Annotated in this window: 20 protein-coding genes; 12 read left to right on the forward strand and 8 right to left on the reverse strand. The window is 38.4% G+C overall.

Going from position 1 to position 17,487, the window contains the following annotated elements; all coding sequences use genetic code 11:
* The first annotated feature begins 1,097 nt into the window (after positions 1-1,097).
* Entirely contained in the window at positions 1,098-1,421 is a 324-nt protein-coding gene (trxA, locus tag MW688_RS11145) for a thioredoxin (protein WP_486736050.1), read from the forward strand.
* A gap of 96 nt (positions 1,422-1,517) precedes the next feature.
* On the opposite strand, the gene MW688_RS11150 is transcribed toward trxA, so the two are convergent.
* The 4 genes from MW688_RS11150 to MW688_RS11165 are packed head-to-tail and all read right to left on the reverse strand — an operon-like array spanning position 1,518 to position 4,748.
* Positions 1,518-1,832: a muconolactone Delta-isomerase gene (locus MW688_RS11150; RefSeq protein WP_486736051.1), complete on the reverse strand. Its 315-nt coding sequence runs from the start codon at positions 1,830-1,832 to the stop codon at positions 1,518-1,520.
* 18 nt (positions 1,833-1,850) lie between these two features.
* Positions 1,851-2,444: a 3-isopropylmalate dehydratase small subunit gene (leuD, locus tag MW688_RS11155; RefSeq protein ID WP_486736052.1), complete on the reverse strand. Its 594-nt coding sequence runs from the start codon at positions 2,442-2,444 to the stop codon at positions 1,851-1,853.
* A 28-nt stretch (positions 2,445-2,472) separates the two neighbouring features.
* Positions 2,473-3,873: a 3-isopropylmalate dehydratase large subunit gene (gene leuC / locus MW688_RS11160; protein WP_486736053.1), complete on the reverse strand. Its 1,401-nt coding sequence runs from the start codon at positions 3,871-3,873 to the stop codon at positions 2,473-2,475.
* Between the two features lie 41 nt (positions 3,874-3,914).
* Positions 3,915-4,748, reverse strand: coding sequence for a nuclear transport factor 2 family protein (locus MW688_RS11165; RefSeq protein WP_486736054.1), 834 nt, complete (start codon positions 4,746-4,748; stop codon positions 3,915-3,917).
* 50 nt (positions 4,749-4,798) lie between these two features.
* On the opposite strand from MW688_RS11165, the gene murG reads away from it, so the two are divergent.
* Complete coding sequence (gene murG / locus MW688_RS11170; protein ID WP_486736055.1) at positions 4,799-5,845, forward strand: undecaprenyldiphospho-muramoylpentapeptide beta-N-acetylglucosaminyltransferase; 1,047 nt, start codon at positions 4,799-4,801, stop codon at positions 5,843-5,845.
* Positions 5,846-5,848: 3 nt separating this feature from the next.
* Here murG and MW688_RS11175 read toward each other — a convergent pair whose 3' ends face one another.
* The gene (locus MW688_RS11175; RefSeq protein ID WP_486736056.1) at positions 5,849-6,208 is read right to left on the reverse strand and encodes an ArsR/SmtB family transcription factor; all 360 of its coding nucleotides are present in this window, start codon (positions 6,206-6,208) and stop codon (positions 5,849-5,851) included.
* Positions 6,209-6,317: 109 nt separating this feature from the next.
* Positions 6,318-7,301, reverse strand: a complete 984-nt coding sequence (locus MW688_RS11180; protein WP_486736057.1) for an ABC transporter ATP-binding protein — start codon at positions 7,299-7,301, stop codon at positions 6,318-6,320.
* A 167-nt stretch (positions 7,302-7,468) separates the two neighbouring features.
* Between MW688_RS11180 and purH the strand changes: the two genes are divergently transcribed.
* From purH to ppk2, 4 genes are all read left to right on the forward strand, one after another.
* Complete coding sequence (purH, locus tag MW688_RS11185) at positions 7,469-9,019, forward strand: bifunctional phosphoribosylaminoimidazolecarboxamide formyltransferase/IMP cyclohydrolase (RefSeq protein ID WP_486736058.1); 1,551 nt, start codon at positions 7,469-7,471, stop codon at positions 9,017-9,019.
* Between the two features lie 24 nt (positions 9,020-9,043).
* Positions 9,044-9,253, forward strand: a complete 210-nt coding sequence (thiS, locus tag MW688_RS11190; protein ID WP_486736059.1) for a sulfur carrier protein ThiS — start codon at positions 9,044-9,046, stop codon at positions 9,251-9,253.
* 54 nt (positions 9,254-9,307) lie between these two features.
* Positions 9,308-9,883, forward strand: coding sequence for a Uma2 family endonuclease (locus tag MW688_RS11195; protein ID WP_486736060.1), 576 nt, complete (start codon positions 9,308-9,310; stop codon positions 9,881-9,883).
* A 65-nt stretch (positions 9,884-9,948) separates the two neighbouring features.
* Positions 9,949-10,842: a polyphosphate kinase 2 gene (gene ppk2, locus MW688_RS11200; protein WP_486736061.1), complete on the forward strand. Its 894-nt coding sequence runs from the start codon at positions 9,949-9,951 to the stop codon at positions 10,840-10,842.
* A gap of 60 nt (positions 10,843-10,902) precedes the next feature.
* On the opposite strand, the gene MW688_RS11205 is transcribed toward ppk2, so the two are convergent.
* A complete protein-coding gene (locus tag MW688_RS11205; RefSeq protein WP_486736062.1) occupies positions 10,903-11,277 on the reverse strand; it encodes a hypothetical protein in 375 nt (124 codons plus the stop codon).
* 4 nt (positions 11,278-11,281) lie between these two features.
* Positions 11,282-12,274, reverse strand: a complete 993-nt coding sequence (locus tag MW688_RS11210; protein WP_486736063.1) for a Gfo/Idh/MocA family protein — start codon at positions 12,272-12,274, stop codon at positions 11,282-11,284.
* Between the two features lie 223 nt (positions 12,275-12,497).
* Between MW688_RS11210 and MW688_RS11215 the strand changes: the two genes are divergently transcribed.
* The 6 genes from MW688_RS11215 to MW688_RS11240 all read left to right on the forward strand — a co-directional run bounded on the left by MW688_RS11215 (position 12,498) and on the right by MW688_RS11240 (position 17,415).
* The gene (locus MW688_RS11215) at positions 12,498-12,791 is read left to right on the forward strand and encodes a 2Fe-2S iron-sulfur cluster-binding protein (RefSeq protein WP_486736064.1); all 294 of its coding nucleotides are present in this window, start codon (positions 12,498-12,500) and stop codon (positions 12,789-12,791) included.
* Between the two features lie 515 nt (positions 12,792-13,306).
* Positions 13,307-13,600, forward strand: a complete 294-nt coding sequence (locus MW688_RS11220) for a ferredoxin (protein WP_486736065.1) — start codon at positions 13,307-13,309, stop codon at positions 13,598-13,600.
* A 173-nt stretch (positions 13,601-13,773) separates the two neighbouring features.
* On the forward strand, positions 13,774-14,298 hold the full coding sequence (locus MW688_RS11225; RefSeq protein WP_486736066.1) for an isopentenyl transferase family protein: 525 nt from the start codon (positions 13,774-13,776) through the stop codon (positions 14,296-14,298).
* Positions 14,299-14,491: 193 nt separating this feature from the next.
* Positions 14,492-15,958, forward strand: coding sequence for a M16 family metallopeptidase (locus tag MW688_RS11230; RefSeq protein WP_486736067.1), 1,467 nt, complete (start codon positions 14,492-14,494; stop codon positions 15,956-15,958).
* A 6-nt stretch (positions 15,959-15,964) separates the two neighbouring features.
* Positions 15,965-16,960 carry a GTPase ObgE gene (obgE, locus tag MW688_RS11235; RefSeq protein WP_486736068.1) on the forward strand — a complete coding sequence of 332 codons (996 nt, stop codon included), beginning with the start codon at positions 15,965-15,967 and terminating at the stop codon, positions 16,958-16,960.
* 71 nt (positions 16,961-17,031) lie between these two features.
* Positions 17,032-17,415 (forward strand): DUF4346 domain-containing protein, encoded by a 384-nt coding sequence (locus MW688_RS11240; protein WP_486736069.1) that lies wholly within the window; start codon positions 17,032-17,034, stop codon positions 17,413-17,415.
* The last annotated feature ends 72 nt before the right edge of the window (positions 17,416-17,487 follow it).

The raw sequence follows: 17,487 nt of genomic DNA on the forward strand, positions 1-17,487 counted from the left end.
AGGAATACCTTTTATCGTATCGAAGTTTACCCTAACTGGGCATGTAAGGTTAAGCGAATTATTGAGTCTGTGTCAGTGATACAGAGTACCGAGTAATTGGCAAGGAGTAAAAACACTTTACATGGCAATCATATATACCGCTGACTTTTTTCTGTCTTATTTTGCTGTTTGAGTAAATTTGAGTAGATTTTTAGAAGCGGTGCAAAGTATGCAGTTTAACACACCGCCATCTCAGAAAATTGATAAAAAGATAATGATGATCTTATAGCTATTCGCTGTTAGATAAGTATATAAATATATTTCTAAAAATATAGATGACGTATTTTAAGTTTATAGTTAAACCATGTGATTAGATGATGTTATGGTGCGTTACACTAACGTTAACTCATATCTTGCACCAAAACAAAAGTACAGAAATTGGCCGACAAGGGAGAATCAATTTTTAAGCGCGATCGCATTAATTCTCTTACTCATTACTTCAAAACTTCAAAACTTCAAGAATCATTATGGTGCGTTACGGGCTGCGCCCTAACACACCCTACTAATGCTACTAATGCTGCTTCAAAACTTCTTTCACTTCAAGACTTCTTACTCATTACTTATTACTTCAAAACTCATTACTCAACTCCAACCAGTAACATTAGGTAAAGATGCAAGATCTGAGTTAACGCACCCTACACTTTATTTAATTTATCTCTATATGGTTTTATACTCTGAAATCCTTGTATAGCTCCGGGAGCTTTGTCATAGTATACTTGACACTTTTTTTCAAAATAAAACCAGCTCAAACTCAGATATTCTACATTACCAAAAGTTACTGGTTGAGGGAAGAGGGAAATTTGGAACTTTAACTCACTTGAGTGAGAATTGCTATAAGTATTGTAAGGATTGTTGTTAATATCAACTCAAAAGGACAGAAAGATGATAGGATAACTGAATATCAGACCAGAAACAGTCTTACAGGCAAAAGTACGGTCTGATTAATAATCTTAGGCTCACGTGCTTATCTAACCATAGCAAAACACATATAAAGCTACTGATTGCCTTGAGCGTTTCTAAGCAAACAAAAAGATAGATTTAGTTAAAGGATTCGTAGTATGGCAGCACCTACTCCAGTTACAGATGATAATTTTCAAAGTGAAGTAATAGAGAGTGATGTACCTGTTCTAGTTGATTTTTGGGCACCTTGGTGTGGTCCATGTAGAATGGTGGGACCAGTGGTAGACGAAATTGCTGAACAGTATGACGGACAGGTCAAAGTCGTTAAAGTGAACACTGATGAAAACCCGAATACTGCTACTCAGTATGGTATTCGCAGCATTCCCACTTTGATTATCTTCAAAGGAGGTCAGAGAGTGGATACTGTGGTTGGAGCAGTACCAAAAACTACTTTAGCAAATACTCTAGAAAAATTCCTGTAGTTACTTACAAGATAAAAAGCTTTCATAAACAGCTTTTATAAACAACTTTAAACGATGTTAAGCTAAAAAAATAAGCTTAACATCTTTTTTTATTAGCTAATCTTTAAGCATTGCGTCAACATCAGCGGCAAAATCTTCATATTTACGCAGAGAAGTTACCTTAATCTGAACATATTGCCCCATCTGCCGCATAATTGGCAATTCAAAAAGAATGCGATCTAGAGTATCGGGAGAGTCTACATCGATAATGGCTAACACACGTCTTTCGCCAACACATTTCCAAAGATCGACAATTGGGCCTGATTCTTTAGCGCCAATGGCGACTTTAGCTTCTTGAGACCAAATTTTAAACAAGTCTTGTTGAGTCATATCGCTGCCATACTCAACTTGAAAATCCAAAAAAAATAGCATAATTTTCTTACCTACTATTTAATTGGCCCATTGGAGATAAGGAAGTTGAGAGGCCGTAGAAGCGATCGCCTCTAAATCACTAACTAACTGTCCACAACTATCCCATTTCCCCTGAGTTAACATTTGACGGTTACCTTCGTTAATATCAATATTGATACTCAAGTCATCAGCGTTTAGCTGTTTATTCTCTAAATCTAGGGTTAAAAGAGTCTCCGGTTGCTGTTGTAGCAAAGATTGTAATTCCTTGATTTGAACAGAACTAGCGGTAACACAGGGAATCCCCATAGCCAAACAGTTACCGAGGAAAATTTCTGCAAAACTCTCCCCAATAATACCTTGAATACCCCATTTAGCTAAAGCTTGGGGAGCGTGTTCCCGAGAAGAACCACAGCCAAAATTACCATTAACTACCAGGAGGTTAGCACCTTGGTACTCAGGTAAATCAAAAGGATGCTGATGTTCACAGGAGGCGCGATCATCTTTAAATACTTGTTCTCCTAAGCCATCAAAGGTGACACAACGGAGAAACCTAGCGGGAATTATGCGGTCTGTGTCTATATCGTTGCCTACTAATGGTAAACCACGCCCACTTATTTGTTTAATTATGTTCATCTTGTCTTTTATTTACTTCCTGTATCTGTTAGAGTTCACGAATATCAGCAACTTCTCCTTTGATAGCGGCAGCTACTACCATAGCTGGACTCATGAGTAAAGTTCTGCCACTAGCGGAACCTTGACGGCCTTTGAAATTACGGTTAGAAGAAGAGGCACTAATTTGACTTCCCTCCAACTTATCTGGATTCATCGCCAAACACATAGAACAACCTGGTTGACGCCATTCAAATCCGGCTTTTTCAAAGATATGGTGTAAGCCTTCGGCCTCAGCGGCTTGTTTTACTCGTTCTGAACCTGGAACTACAAATGCCTTGATGCCTGGTGCTACTTTTTTGCCTGCGGCGAATTTCGCTGCTTCTCTCAGGTCACTTAATCTGCCGTTCGTACAACTCCCGATAAAACAGACATCAATCTTAGTACCTTTGATTGGTGTCCCAGGATTAAGCTGCATATATTTATAAGCTTCTGACGCGATCGCCTGTTCGCTTTCTGGCAGGGTTTCCAAAGTTGGTATCACCTCTTCTATGCTTATTGCTTGTCCTGGAGTTATTCCCCAGGTTACTGTTGGTCCTATTTCCCCTGCTTCAAATTTAACTACGTCGTCGTATACTGCATCTTTCTCGCTGCGAATACTTTCCCACCAACTTACTGCCTTTGACCAAGCTTCTCCTGTTGGTGAGTAGTCTTTGCCTTGGAGATATTGATATGTTACTTGGTCTGGATTGATATATCCACACCTTGCTCCCCCCTCTATTGACATGTTACATACTGTCATCCTTTCTTCCATATTCATTTTCTCAAAGGTTGTGCCCGCGTATTCATAAGCGTAGCCAACACCGCCTTTTACTCCTAGTTTGCGTATGATATGGAGGATTACATCTTTTGCTGATACTCCTGGTTTTAACTCTCCATTTACTTCTATTTTCCGTACTTTTAGTTTATTTAGGGCCAGGGTTTGGGATGCTAACACGTCTCTTACCTGAGATGTTCCAATCCCGAAGGCTATTGCCCCAAAGGCTCCATGGGTAGAAGTATGAGAGTCTCCACATGCAATCGTCATTCCTGGTTGAGTTAACCCTTGTTCTGGTGCGATCACATGTACTATGCCTTGATTCCCGGAACCAATCCCATAAAATTGAATTTGGTTAGTTTTGGCGTTATTCTCTAAAGCTTCGATCATCTCTTCTGCCAAACTATCAGCGAAGGGACGAGCTTGATCTTTAGTTGGTACAATATGGTCTACTGTGGCCACTGTTCTTTGGGGGTATAGTACTTTTAGCCCTCTTTCTCTGAGCATAGCAAAAGCTTGGGGGCTAGTTACTTCGTGGATTAGATGTAGACCGATAAATAATTGAGTTTGTCCTGATGGTAGGGTTTTTACTGTATGTAAATCCCAAACTTTATCAAAGAGTGTTCCTTGACTCATTGCTTTTTTACTTATATTTATTTCCTTAAATTGTCTTGTAATCAGTTATCTTCAACAGTTACACGTCTAGTTACTGTTATCATACCATCTCCTTGGATAATTATGGCAGATAGCCAATAGGACCCAGGTAAACCGGGGGCTGTGACTAGTTTAAATACACCTCCTGATGGGAGGGCTTCTAACTCAAACTTGCTTGGTTCTTGATAGCGATCGCTTCCCGTTTGTTCTTCGATGGCTCCCCCTAGTAGTATACCGCTTTTCAAAGGTTCTTCTACAATCACATCAAAGTTAAACTGTTCGCGTGTTTGAACCTTTTCTGGGACCATTACTGTAATTTCTGGGGGATTTCCTGAGGTTATCTCAGTCGCTTCCGAGATAATTTCTTGACGTACTAGTTTTCCTTGTTCAAAATATTGACGGGAGCGAATTGTCGAGTTTATTGTTTCTGTGCGGCCATTGACCAAGTTACTCCCCTCTATCTTTGTAGTAGTATTCGCTACTAACTGTTCTCCTTGTGCTTCCCAACTATCTAGAGTTATCTGATAATTAGTCTGAGGATATTGAGACCAGAGATTGGATATAGCCTCAGCCACTGATTCGTATCTCAAGCCGTCAGTGTTATTAAATTCCTCGCTGTAGAATTGCATCAGTTGCTCTAGATTTTGTTGATTGGCTGCTGCTTCTATAGCTGCTAAGGTAGCTTTTAAGGTAGCTTCTAGGGTAGCTTCTGGGGGAGCTTCTATTTGAGCTATGACTGGGGGTGCTTCTGGGGGTGCTTCTATTTGAGCTATGACTGGGGGTTTGAACTGTGAACTTATGGTACAAGAAAGACCAAACAGTATTATGTACTTTTTGATGGTTGCAAATTGACCCATGGGTGATAACTTGGATAATTATAATTATTGTATCAAAATCTGGTTGATAAATGCGCTTATTAATTGCAGCTAGTGGGACTGGAGGTCATTTGTTTCCAGCGTTAGCGGTGGCTGAGGAGTTAGAGTCTGATTCTATTCAATGGTTGGGGGTGCGCGATCGCCTAGATCGGGAACTTGTACCCACAATTTATCCTCTGCACACTGTTAATATTGAAGGCTTCCAGAGTAAGTTTAAGTTGAATAATATTTTAATTTTACCACGTTTAGTCCAGGCAATTTTTCAAGTTAAAAATTTGCTGGTGTCGCAAAAAATTGATTTAGTGTTTACTACCGGGGGCTATATTGCTGCCCCGGCAATTATTGCTGCTCGTTGGGCTGGTATTCCGGTTGTTTTACACGAATCTAATTACTTACCTGGTAAAGTTACTCGTCTTTGTGGACGTTGGTGTTCTGTGATTGCTTTGGGATTTCCCCAAACCAGTAAATATCTGTCTCAATATCGAACTATTTGGACAGGTAATTTAGTCCGGCGTCAATTTTTACAACCACAACCCATGGATTTGCCTATTCCTCCTGATGTTCCTGTCATTTTGGTTATGGGCGGTTCTCAGGGGGCTGTTAGTGTTAATCGTTTAGTACGTGAAGCAGCTCCGGCTTGGTTTAATTTTGGTGCTTATTTGGTTCATCTTACTGGTGTTAATGATCCCGCTAGGGAGTCTCTTAAACATCCCCAGTATTTTCCTTTGCCTTTTTACCCCAATATGGCCAGCTTATTACAAAGAGCTACTTTAGCCATTAGTAGAGCTGGTTCTGGTAGTTTAACTGAGTTAGCTATTACTGGAACTCCATCTTTATTGATTCCCTATCCTTACGCCGCAGAAGACCATCAAACTTATAACGCCCGTGTCTTTGCTGCTGAAGGTGCTGCTTATTTATTACTTCAACCTCAGTTAACTACTAAGTTATTGCAGCAACAAGTTTTGCAATTATTACATTCCCCTGAACAACTAAAAACTATGTCTCTTCGAGCCGCTAGTTTAGGTACTCAAGATAGTGCTAAAACTTTAGCTAACTTACTTAAGTCACTTGCGGCCTAGGGACTAAATATCTATATTGCCGAGGCTTTGTATTTGTTGAGTTTGTTCTTGTAATCTAGATTTAATGCGATTGCAAACTGAGTCGCACAAGTCAAATATTACTGGATCTGTTACTTCGTAATAGACGCTAACTCCACTGGGTTGGCGTGAAAGAATTCCGGCTTGGGTTAGAATCTTTAAGTGTTTAGATAAATTCGCCTGTCCTAAGCCGGTTTTTTCGGCTATCTCGGTAACATTCATCGGTCCCGATTCTTTGAGTAATTGTACAATCGATAAACGACTGACTTCAGACAGAACTTTAAAGTAGTCGGCAACTAATGCCAGTATGCTTATGGATTTTTCAGATGTTGGACTCTCTAACATTATTAACTGCAAAAATTATTAACTAGATAGTATAATCATTTTTGCATTTAGAGGGTCAACTATCAAATATTTTTAAGTAGTATCGCCTAAACTCAGACCCGGGTAATCGCTAATAAGACTTATATATGCCCTGAGCTTCTAATTGATGCAGGAAGAAATCTTCTAGAGAAGCACGGGCTAATTTTAAATCAACTAGCTGGGCATTATTAATGGTAGCGAGGTATTTAATTAATTCTTCGGGTTGTCCAATTAATTGACCGTGCCATAGTTCCTTTTCTAACATTAAATTATCGACCCAAGGGGTTAATTCTTCTTTGGTACCTCCTTTGATTCTGACTTGATAAGCATCTGTTGACCCCAATAGTTCATCTAAAGAACCTGTACAGATTAATTTACCTTGAGCTAGAATAGCAATGCGATCGCAGATTTTTTCCACATCTGCGAGAATATGAGAGTTAAAAAATATAGTTTTGCCTTGTTTTTTCAACAATAAAATAATTTGTCTAACTTGGTAACGTCCCATGGGATCTAATCCTGACATAGGTTCGTCTAAAAATATGACTTCTGGATCATTAATTAAAGCTTGGGCCATACCAATTCTTTGTACCATGCCTTTAGAATATTGTCGCAGTTGTTTTTTTTCGGCTGTTGCTTTAGCTAATCCTACTAAATCTAATAATTCTTCAATTCTTTTTTTGGCTTGGTCTGAGGGGATTTGAAATAAACCGGCCACAAATCGCAAAAACTCCCATCCCGTGAGATAGTCATAATAATAGGCATTTTCAGGAAGATAACCAATTCTTTGTTTAACTTGGCGATCGCCTAGGGGACGTCCTAAAAGTACTCCTTGTCCAGAGGTTGGACGAATAATGCCTAATAATGTTTTTAATAGAGTTGTTTTCCCTGCACCATTTGGTCCTAATAACCCAAAGGTTTCTCCTTGATACACACCTAGGGAACAATCTTGTAATGAGGCTACTTTTTGATTCATCCAGAACCCTGTACGGTAAACTTTGCCTAGGTTCCATGTTTCTACTACTTTTGTCGCTTGTTCAGAAACTGGGCTTTGACTAGAGTTATTGATTGTATCCATTCTTGCCTATGAACAATTATAATTATTTTATTTTAACATAGCTTATTTATGGCATTTTTCAGGAACTACTAGATCAAAAAGGAAAAAAAATGTAAGCTTTGATCACAGGACTCATGTCATTTGTTGCAAGATAGAAAATAAGTAAAGAAAGCAAAATCCGTAAATTTATGTCGCGTTTAGCATTATTAAGTGTTTGGGATAAAACAGGTATAGTTGAGTTAGCCAGCAAATTAGTAAAAAATTATGACTTTGAGTTAATAAGTAGTGGTGGCACAGCTAAACTACTTACAGAAGCAGGTTTACCAGTAACCAAAGTCAGCGAATATACAGGTTCACCAGAAATTTTAGGAGGAAGAGTAAAAACTCTACATCCCTATATTCATGGAGGAATTCTCGCCCGTAGGGATTTACCATCAGATGTGGAAGATTTAGAAACCCAAAAAATTCGTCCGATTGATTTAGTAGTGGTAAATTTATATCCTTTTGAAGCGACTATAGCTAAACCAGAAGTAACTATAGAAGCAGCAATAGAACAAATTGATATAGGTGGAGTAGCTTTGTTGAGAGCTACTGCTAAAAACTTTGCCCATACAACCATATTAGCTAAACCAGAAGCTTATCAGGAGTATTTAGCTGAATTAGAAGTTAATGAGGGGGAAACTTCTAGAGAATTTCGGCAGAAAATGGCGATATCTGCCTTTAGACAAACACAAACCTACGACCAAGCGATCGCTAATTACTTGGATAAGAGTGCAGGCATAGATTCAGCTTTACCAGAATATTTTAGCCTTGGTGGTAAACAACTAAAATCATTACGTTATGGAGAAAATCCTCATCAACAAGCAGCTTGGTATCAAGTAGGGGAAATTGCCACAGGTTGGGCAGCAGCTAAGCAAATTCAAGGCAAAGAACTAAGCTACAATAATTTGGTAGATTTAGAAGCAGCCAGGTCGATCATAGCAGAATTTAGTCAAGAAAAAGAACCAGCAGCAGCTATACTCAAGCATACTAATCCCTGTGGAGTAGCTCTAGGTACTAGTTTAATTCAAGCCTACGAAAAAGCTTTATCAGCAGATTCGGTTTCAGCATTTGGGGGTATTGTTGCCCTGAATTATCCTATTGATACAATCACTGCTACAGCTTTAACTAAGACATTTTTAGAATGTGTGATCGCCCCCGGTTGCACAGCAGATGCCCAAGAAATTCTAGCCCGCAAGTCGAAACTAAGAGTACTTTTATTATCTAGTTTTATTAAAGGACCTAGATACACAATTAAGGCGATCGCTGGCGGGTTTTTGAGTCAAACTAGAGATGCTGCCCTAGATAATCCCGATACTTGGGAAGTAGTTACAGCTAAAAAACCCACGGATGTGGAGATGAAAGAATTAATCTTTGCTTGGAAGGTAGCTAAACACGTTAAATCAAACGCAATTGTAGTTACTAAGAATAAAACTACAGTAGGTATAGGTGCCGGGCAAATGAATCGAGTTGGTGCGGTGAAAATAGCCTTAGAATCTGCCGGAGAGGCAGCTAAAGGAGGAGTATTAGCTAGTGATGGCTTCTTTCCCTTTGATGACTCCGTGCGCACTGCCGCTGCCGCTGGTATTACAGCAATAATTCAGCCTGGAGGTTCAATTCGTGATAGTGATTCTATTAAAGCTGCCGATGAATTAGGGTTAGTGATGATCTGTACAGGGATGCGTCATTTTCTGCACTAGATAGAAATTATCAATTTTAGTCTTATGAGTCAAATAACTATTCAAGTTAATGGTGAAGAAAAATCTTGTCAACAACATACTCCTTTAGTTAGTTTGTTGGAACAATTGGGTTTAAATCCTCGGTTAGTGGTAGTAGAGTATAATGGTGAAATTCTACACCGTCAATATTGGCAAAATACTCAAATATCCTCGGGAGATCGCTTGGAAATTGTAACTATAGTTGGTGGTGGATAGAAAACAGATGTCAGGTATGATTCAATGACAACAATGAGGGAGAAAAAAATAAAAATGAATGCTTATACGATTAACTTTGATGCCATTACGAAAATTAACGATGAACAATTTTATCAACTATGTCGTTATAATCCTGAACTAAATTTAGAACGAAATCAAAAAGGAGAAATTATTATTGTGTCACCAACAGGAGGAGAAACAGGGAATTATAATGCAGAATTAATTGTTGAGTTTGGAATCTGGAATCGTCAAAAAAAACTAGGGAAAATATTCGATTCATCTACCTGTTTTAAACTACCAAAAGGCAGTAATCGCTCTCCAGATGTGGCTTTTATTAAACAAGAAAGATGGGATAAATTAACACCAGAAGAAAAGACAAAATTTTCCCCAATCGCCCCCGATTTTGTGTTGGAGTTAATGTCAAAAACAGATTCTTTAAAAGACACTCAAGAGAAAATGGCAGAATATATGGATAATGGAATAAAATTAGGATGGTTAATTAATCCTGAAAAAAAACAAGTAGAAATATATCGCCAAGGACAAGAAAAAGAGATTTTAGATTGTCCTAAATCAATCTCAGGTGAAGAAGTTTTACCCAATTTTATTTTAGATTTAAGCATTATTTGGTAGTGCAAATATACGTTCTAAGTTATAAAATTAAAATAGTAAATTAAGAGAAAGTTAAGGAAAAATCTATGGACCAAAGAAAAGAGAAAAACAAGAAGAAGAAAAAGAAAAAACAAAATAATGAGGACCTTTACACAGTTTCTGTGCAATTAGATAATGATAGTGACCACCCTGAAGGTAAACCTAGTAAGCTCAAAAATAAATTCTATGAAAAAGAACTAGAACGTCTTCAGGTGGAACTAGTTAAAATGCAATACTGGGTTAAACAGGTAGGGTTTAGAATAATCATTGTGTTTGAAGGCCGAGATGCCGCAGGAAAAGGAGGAACCATCAAACGGATTACCGAACCTCTTAACCCTAGAGGTTGTCGAGTAGTAGCCTTGGGAACTCCTTCGGATCAACAGAAAACCCAATGGTACTTTCAACGCTATGTAGAACATTTTCCCTCAGCAGGAGAAATAGTGTTATTTGATCGCAGTTGGTACAATCGAGCCGGTGTTGAACACGTTATGGGCTTTTGTACTGAGGAACAATACAATGAATTTCTCAACTCTTGTCCACAGTTTGAACGTATGTTAGTTCGTTCAGGTATTGTTTTACTGAAATATTGGTTTTCAGTCAGCGATTTAGAACAAGAAGTGAGATTTCAGTCGCGTATCTCAGATCCCGCACGCCGTTGGAAATTAAGCCCCATGGATTTAGAATCAAGAGAACGCTGGGTAGAATATTCTCAAGCTAAAGATAATATGTTTGCCCATACAAATATACCTGAAGCGCCTTGGTTTACAGTTAATGCAGATGACAAAAAACGTGCCCGCTTGAATTGTATCAGACATATTTTGAGTAAGATTCCCTATGAAGATATGACCCCTGATGCCATTGAGTTACCACCAAGAAAACCAGCACCAGATTATGTGCGTCCACCCCTCAATGAACAATTCTTTGTTCCTGAGTTCTATTAAACACTGCAATCATGCTAATTAATCCCTAACTATAGTCCCTCTTATTTAGTTAGGGATGTTTCAGTCTTCTAGAGTAAGTTTTTCTGATTCTAATTGATTTACTCTAGTTTCTAATTCTCTCAACTCTTCTTTGAGTTCAATTACTAAAGTAGCTAAACGTTGAAACATGGGATCTGGAACTTCTTCTTGAACGTTATTAGGATAATTTCGTTCTAACCTAGGTACAGTTGGTGATGGACGATTCATAGAGTTATTTAAACGGCGCACTTGTGATTCTAAACTTCTCAGACGACTGCGTAAATTTTGCAATTGAGAATTCACATAACTACTGTCAGAGGCAGCAGAAATCTGATTAAAACTAGAAATACTTAATACTAGTACAGAAATTACTAGAAGAGTGATTAAAAATCGCCATAGATTAAATTTACCTAACATAATACTAACTCAATTTTACTGTTTCTCCTGTGGTTGCTGATTGATGGGCCGCTACAGCTACACTTAGGGCATATTCACTATCTGTAGCTTTTATGTAGAGAGGAGTTCCTTCTACTAGGTGGTTGAGGACTAAACGGGTATCTTCAGCAAATAAACCACGACGTGACTCTACTTCTAAGGGGATTTTTTCTTCTCCCTTGATTAAGGTTCCCTTTTCTCCTACAAAAATTAACGAGCCGCGATCGCCATGTAACTCCAAGGTGCGATCGCTACACCAAAAATTATTACCTTTTCCATAAGTTACTTGAGCGATTAAGCCATTATAAAAAGATAGTTGTGCCTCTACTAAACAGGATGAATAGTATCCTTCTACAGTTGTATCCCAATAGCGGCTTTGACAGCTAACTGTTTTTACTTTACCAAATAAGTTAGTGAAACGATGTACACGGGAAAGGGCGGCAGATAGAGGAAAGCCAAACCTTTCTCGATGGTATGTCCAATGACAGGGGGCCGGATGTTGTCCTCTTATTGTAGTGTAACGACCATAAAAAACTTCACCTATTTCTGCTAAATGTTGACGGATAGTTTGATGCACTCCTCCCAATATTTCTATATGTTCTATGTGCAACAGTTTATTTTTTTCTCTGGCTAACTTAATTAAATTTGCCGCTCCCCTGCTTTCTAAACTCATGGGGTATTCCACTACTACGTGTTTTTCTGAGTTTAATGCAGCAAGAGCGATTTCTTCATGTTCTTGATTAATGCTGCATACAAATACTAAATCTATATCAGGTTTTTTAACTAATTCTTGCCAATTATTAATCTTACTTATGTTATATATTTTAGAAAAATTTTCAGTTTTAGCGGGGGTATGGCCACTAACTGCGATTAATTCACTTCTGGGATCTATTTGAATCGCTTCTGCACGTTTATTTGCGGCATAGCCAGTCCCTACTATACCAACTTTTATAGGGGTTTTAACTGTGAAATTAGTCATAATATAAGCTTTTCCTATTTATACATCTTTTGGTTCTGGGCTTTTTCTTATTATATAAGTAGAACTTATTTTATATTTGATTAATAATTTCATTTTTAATGCTGGTTCAAATAGTGTCATTTATCTTTTAATATCAATATGTGAACAGTAAATAAAAACTTACTTATTTCCAAGTTAAGTTGAAATCGCCTGTACTATTGCTATCAATTAAGAGGAGAAACCAATGGCTGATTATAAAGTTACTCTCAAAACTCCAGATGGAGAACAAGTTATCGACGTTCCTGATGATCAATATATTCTTGATGTTGCTGAAGAGCAAGGACTAGATTTACCTTACTCCTGCCGTGCTGGTGCTTGTTCTACTTGTGCAGGTAAACTCGAATCAGGTAGTGTTGACCAAAGCGATCAATCTTTCTTGGATGACGAGCAAATCGAAAAAGGTTACGTATTAACTTGCGTGGCTTATCCTACTTCTGATTGCACAATCATAACTCACACAGAAGAAGAACTCTACTAATTCTACTGGCTATTGTGCAGGTTTTACTTCAGCACAATAGCTGTCATATCTTCTCACAACAAGAGCGATCGCACCAGGTAAAGATTATGGTTAAATATTTGCAAGTACTATTATTTTCTGTTACCAGTAACGCCCCTTCGAGCGGATACAACCTTGACTACTAGGTTGGAGACTTATCTTTGGATCTCACTCTCGGATGCAGCTTTTCATGTCGCATTTAAGTATTAACATTATATCATGGCTAAACAATAGTTGGTCTAGATTTTTTCTTGTAGAACAACAAACTACTTATACTCAGATCTTGCATCTTTACCTTCTTAGACAAAATCTAAAAAAGCACAATTATATAAGTAGAACTTATTTTATATTTGATTAATAATTTCATTTTTAATGCTGGTTCAAATAGTGTCATTTATCTTTTAATATCAATATGTGAACAGTAAATAAAAACTTACTTATTTCCAAGTTAAGTTGAAATCGCCTGTACTATTGCTATCAATTAAGAGGAGAAACCAATGGCTGATTATAAAGTTACTCTCAAAACTCCAGATGGAGAACAAGTTATCGACGTTCCTGATGATCAATATATTCTTGATGTTGCTGAAGAGCAAGGACTAGATTTACCTTACTCCTGCCGTGCTGGTGCTTGTTCTACTTGTGCAGGTAAACTCGAATCAGGTAGTGTTGACCAAAGCGATCAATCTTTCTTGGATGACGAGCAAATCGAAAAAGGTTACGTATTAACTTGCGTGGCTTATCCTACTTCTGATTGCACAATCATAACTCACCAAGAAGACGCACTCTACTAATTTTCGTGGCTATTGTGCAGGGTTAAACTTTAAGCACAATAGCTTTCATATCCTCGTTGCCTATGCTATCCTTTATATTCAGACCAAAGCATCTTTACCCAAAGTTACTGGTGTAGTAAAATGTATAATTTAGAATTGTTTTTTTTAGTATAAATACTTAATTTCTGGCAGTAATGAAAAGAGTCGCTGTATTTGGTAATGCAGGAGGAGGTAAATCAACTCTTAGTAAGCGCTTAGCACAAAGAACTGGTTTACCTTTAATTGTCTTAGACCTCATCCAATATAGAGTAGGAGGGGAAAAAGTTTCTGACCAACAGTATAAAACTGCCCATAACGAAATATTGCAACAAGACTGTTGGATTATTGATGGATTTGGTTCGTTAGATACGGTATGGGAAAGATTAGAACTAGCGGATACTTTAGTCTATATCGATTTGCCAGTTGTTCAGCATTATTTATGGGTCACCAAAAGATTTATCAAAGGTTTTTGGATAGCGCCAGAAGGCTATCCTCAAAATAGCCCGTTATTGCAAAGCACCTTAAATAGCTACTACACAGTTTGGCTATGTAATAAAAAGTTAACGCCCAAATATCGCGACTATGTCAACAAGGCCAAGGCGGCCAAGCAAGTATTCCATCTTCAATCTACTAAAGATTTAGAGGAGTTCTGGCAATCAATTACAATAGCATCCGAGTAAAAAATAAAGTAGACAAGTAGATACTATGACAATTGAAAAAGTGGCATATTGTGCCTGACGAATTCTGAATATATTTGCTACAAATAGATAAGTGTGAGGTGTGTAAGGAGTGAAAAGAAGCTCTTGGGGTCGAAACATGGAAAGACTCCCAAGAGCTTTTTTCTTTGGCTAATAATTGCTAGGGCAAATTATTATGAAAAAATATTTCAGATGGTTAGTGTGGTTAGTTATGGGAATATTGACAACTCAATTATTGTGGTTTTCCTCTGACTCGGCAGTTGCTAGAGACGCTCAACACTATACTGAGTTGACTTATTCTCCTCTATCGCCGATTAATATACCCGATTATGAGCGCTATCAATTAGATAACGGCATGGTAGTGTACCTATTAGAAGACCATCAATTACCATTGATAAGTGGTCAAGCTATAATTAAAACTGGTTCCCGTTTAGAAACAAATGAGGAAGTAGGACTTGCAGAGTTAATGGGGAGAGTTTGGCGCGTTGGTGGGACAGAACAACATTCTCCTGGAGAAATTAATGAGATACTTGAGCAACAGGCCGCGAGAATTGAGTCAAATGTAGGTTTAACCTCAGCTAATATGGGTTTTGATGCTTTAAGTGAAGATACAGACACAATCATCCCTATATTTGCTGAAATTATGCGCTCCCCTCAATTTGCAGCGGAACAAGTAGAAGTGGCTAAAACTCAATTGAGAGGAAGCATTGCTAGACGGAATGATAATCCAGGAGATATCGCTAGTCGTGAATTAGATAAATTAATTTATGGGGAACAAAGTCCCTACGCCAGAACCATAGAATATTCTACCCTAGAACCTCTAACGAGAACAGACATAGAACAATTATATCAAAGATATGTACGCCCTGAGCAAGTGATATTAGGGATAGTAGGTGATTTTGATACCCAAGCTATGAAAAAGCTAATCGCAGCAAATTTCGGCGATTGGCAAGTAAATACACCATTACCCAAGATTTCTATACCGGAAGTTAAACAAAAATATTCAGGAGGTATATTTACAGTAAATCAGCCTCAATTGAGTCAAAGTAATGTTTTACTAGGACATTTAGGTGTAACTCTAGATAATCCCGATTATCCAGCCTTGACAGTACTGAATTCTATATTAAATGGGCAAGGGGGTAGATTGTTTAGAGAAGTGCGATCGCGCCAAGGATTGGCCTATTCTGTGTATGGTGTGTGGCAGGCTAACTATGATTATCCAGGCTTATTTATCGCCGGGGGTCAAACTCGTTCCGATGCTACTGTGGATTTTATTAGTTCAATCATAGGTGAAATGGAGCAATTACAAACAACTCCAGTAACTGCCAAAGAATTAGATTACGGCAAGAATTCTCTTTTGAATTCCTTTGTATTTAAATTTGCTCAACCAATTCAAACCCTGTTGAGATTGATGACTTATGAATACTATGGCTATCCAGAAGATTTTATTTTCCAATACCTGGAGAAAGTAAAAGCAACTACCATTGAAGATATCACCAGAGTCGCTCAAACTTACTATAGACCAGAGGATTTAGTTATATTAGTAGTGGGTAACCAAGAGGTAATTGAACCATCTTTGAGAAGTTTAAATAACCAAATTCAAGTTTTAGATATTACAATTCCAGATCCGGCCCAAGGATAGTTAAATATGCAATTTATAGATCAAGCAGAAATTGAAGTAAAAGGCGGTGACGGTGGCGATGGTATAGTTGCCTTTCGTAGAGAAAAATATGTGCCCGCAGGAGGTCCGGCAGGAGGTAACGGCGGCAAAGGGGGGTCGGTAATTTTAGTAGCTGTAGAAAATCTACAAACTTTACTGGATTTCCAATACTCACGCCTATTTAAAGGGGAAAATGGTAAACGGGGAGGACCAAATAATTGTACAGGTGCCTCGGGAAGCGATCGCCTAATTGAAGTCCCTTGTGGAACTCTTGTAATTGATAAAGAGACGGGGGAAGTGTTGGGAGATTTAGTGAAGAAGGGTCAAACTCTCTGTGTCGCCACTGGGGGAAAAGGAGGTTTAGGAAATCGTCATTTTCTCAGTAACCAAAATCGCGCCCCTGAATACGCCCTACCAGGTTTAGAAGGAGAACATCGTCATCTGCGTCTAGAATTGAAGCTATTAGCAGAAGTAGGGATTATTGGGTTGCCTAATGCGGGCAAGTCAACTCTAATCGCCTCTGTGTCTTCTGCTAGACCAAAAATAGCTAATTATCCCTTTACTACCTTAGTTCCTAATTTAGGTGTGGTGCGCAAACCCACCGGAGATGGAACAGTTTTTGCTGATATACCCGGTTTAATTGCTGGTGCCCATCAGGGAGTAGGTTTAGGTCACGATTTCCTGCGTCATATCGAACGCACCCGTCTACTATTACATCTTATTGATCTGACAGCAGTAGATCCAGTAGGTGATTATAAAACTATTCAAGCAGAGTTAGAAGCCTATGGTCATGGTTTAGGCTTGCGCCCCCAAATTATTGCGGGAAACAAAGTTGATGCTGTGCCCCCAGATTTAGTTGAAGATTTAGTCTCTCAGTTGAGGGAATTGAGTTCTAGTAAAGTTTTTACGGTTTCTGCGGTAACTAAACAAGGATTGGAACCTCTTTTACAAAGTATTTGGCAGTGTTTAGAAGAAATTAGCTAAAATTGCATATTTCCTAGGAGGCAACGCTATAATAGATAGCCCAGTGAAACAATAAGGGAAAGAAAAATTTTATGCAACAACAACAAGAAGCGATCGCTGAGATTGATGATAAATTGTCTAAAAGATTTATAGCCCTAGATCCTGCTGGCTATTTTATCATCTATTTAGATCGCGAAGCTCAACTAATCTGTGCTAAACACTATACCAACATTATTAATGATAAGGGCTTGGCTGTAGACCCAGAGACGGGAGAAGTTATTCCCACTAAAGGAAAAGTAGAAAGACAACCTACGTTTGTATATACAGGCAGAACCGCTAAGGAAATTTGTGTAAAAATTATTGAGCAAACTCAGCCCTGTCCTTTAACTATGCTAGATCATGCTGCCTATCTAGGACGTGAATTTATGCGAGCTGAATTTGCTTTAGTGAATGGGACAGAATATATCCAAGATTAATTAACGTGAGGCAAGGAGGGCGCAAGCCGGGGTATGGGGCGCAAGCCGGGGTATGGGGCGCAAGCCGGGGTA

It is taken from the genome of Johannesbaptistia floridana (assembly GCF_057440575.1).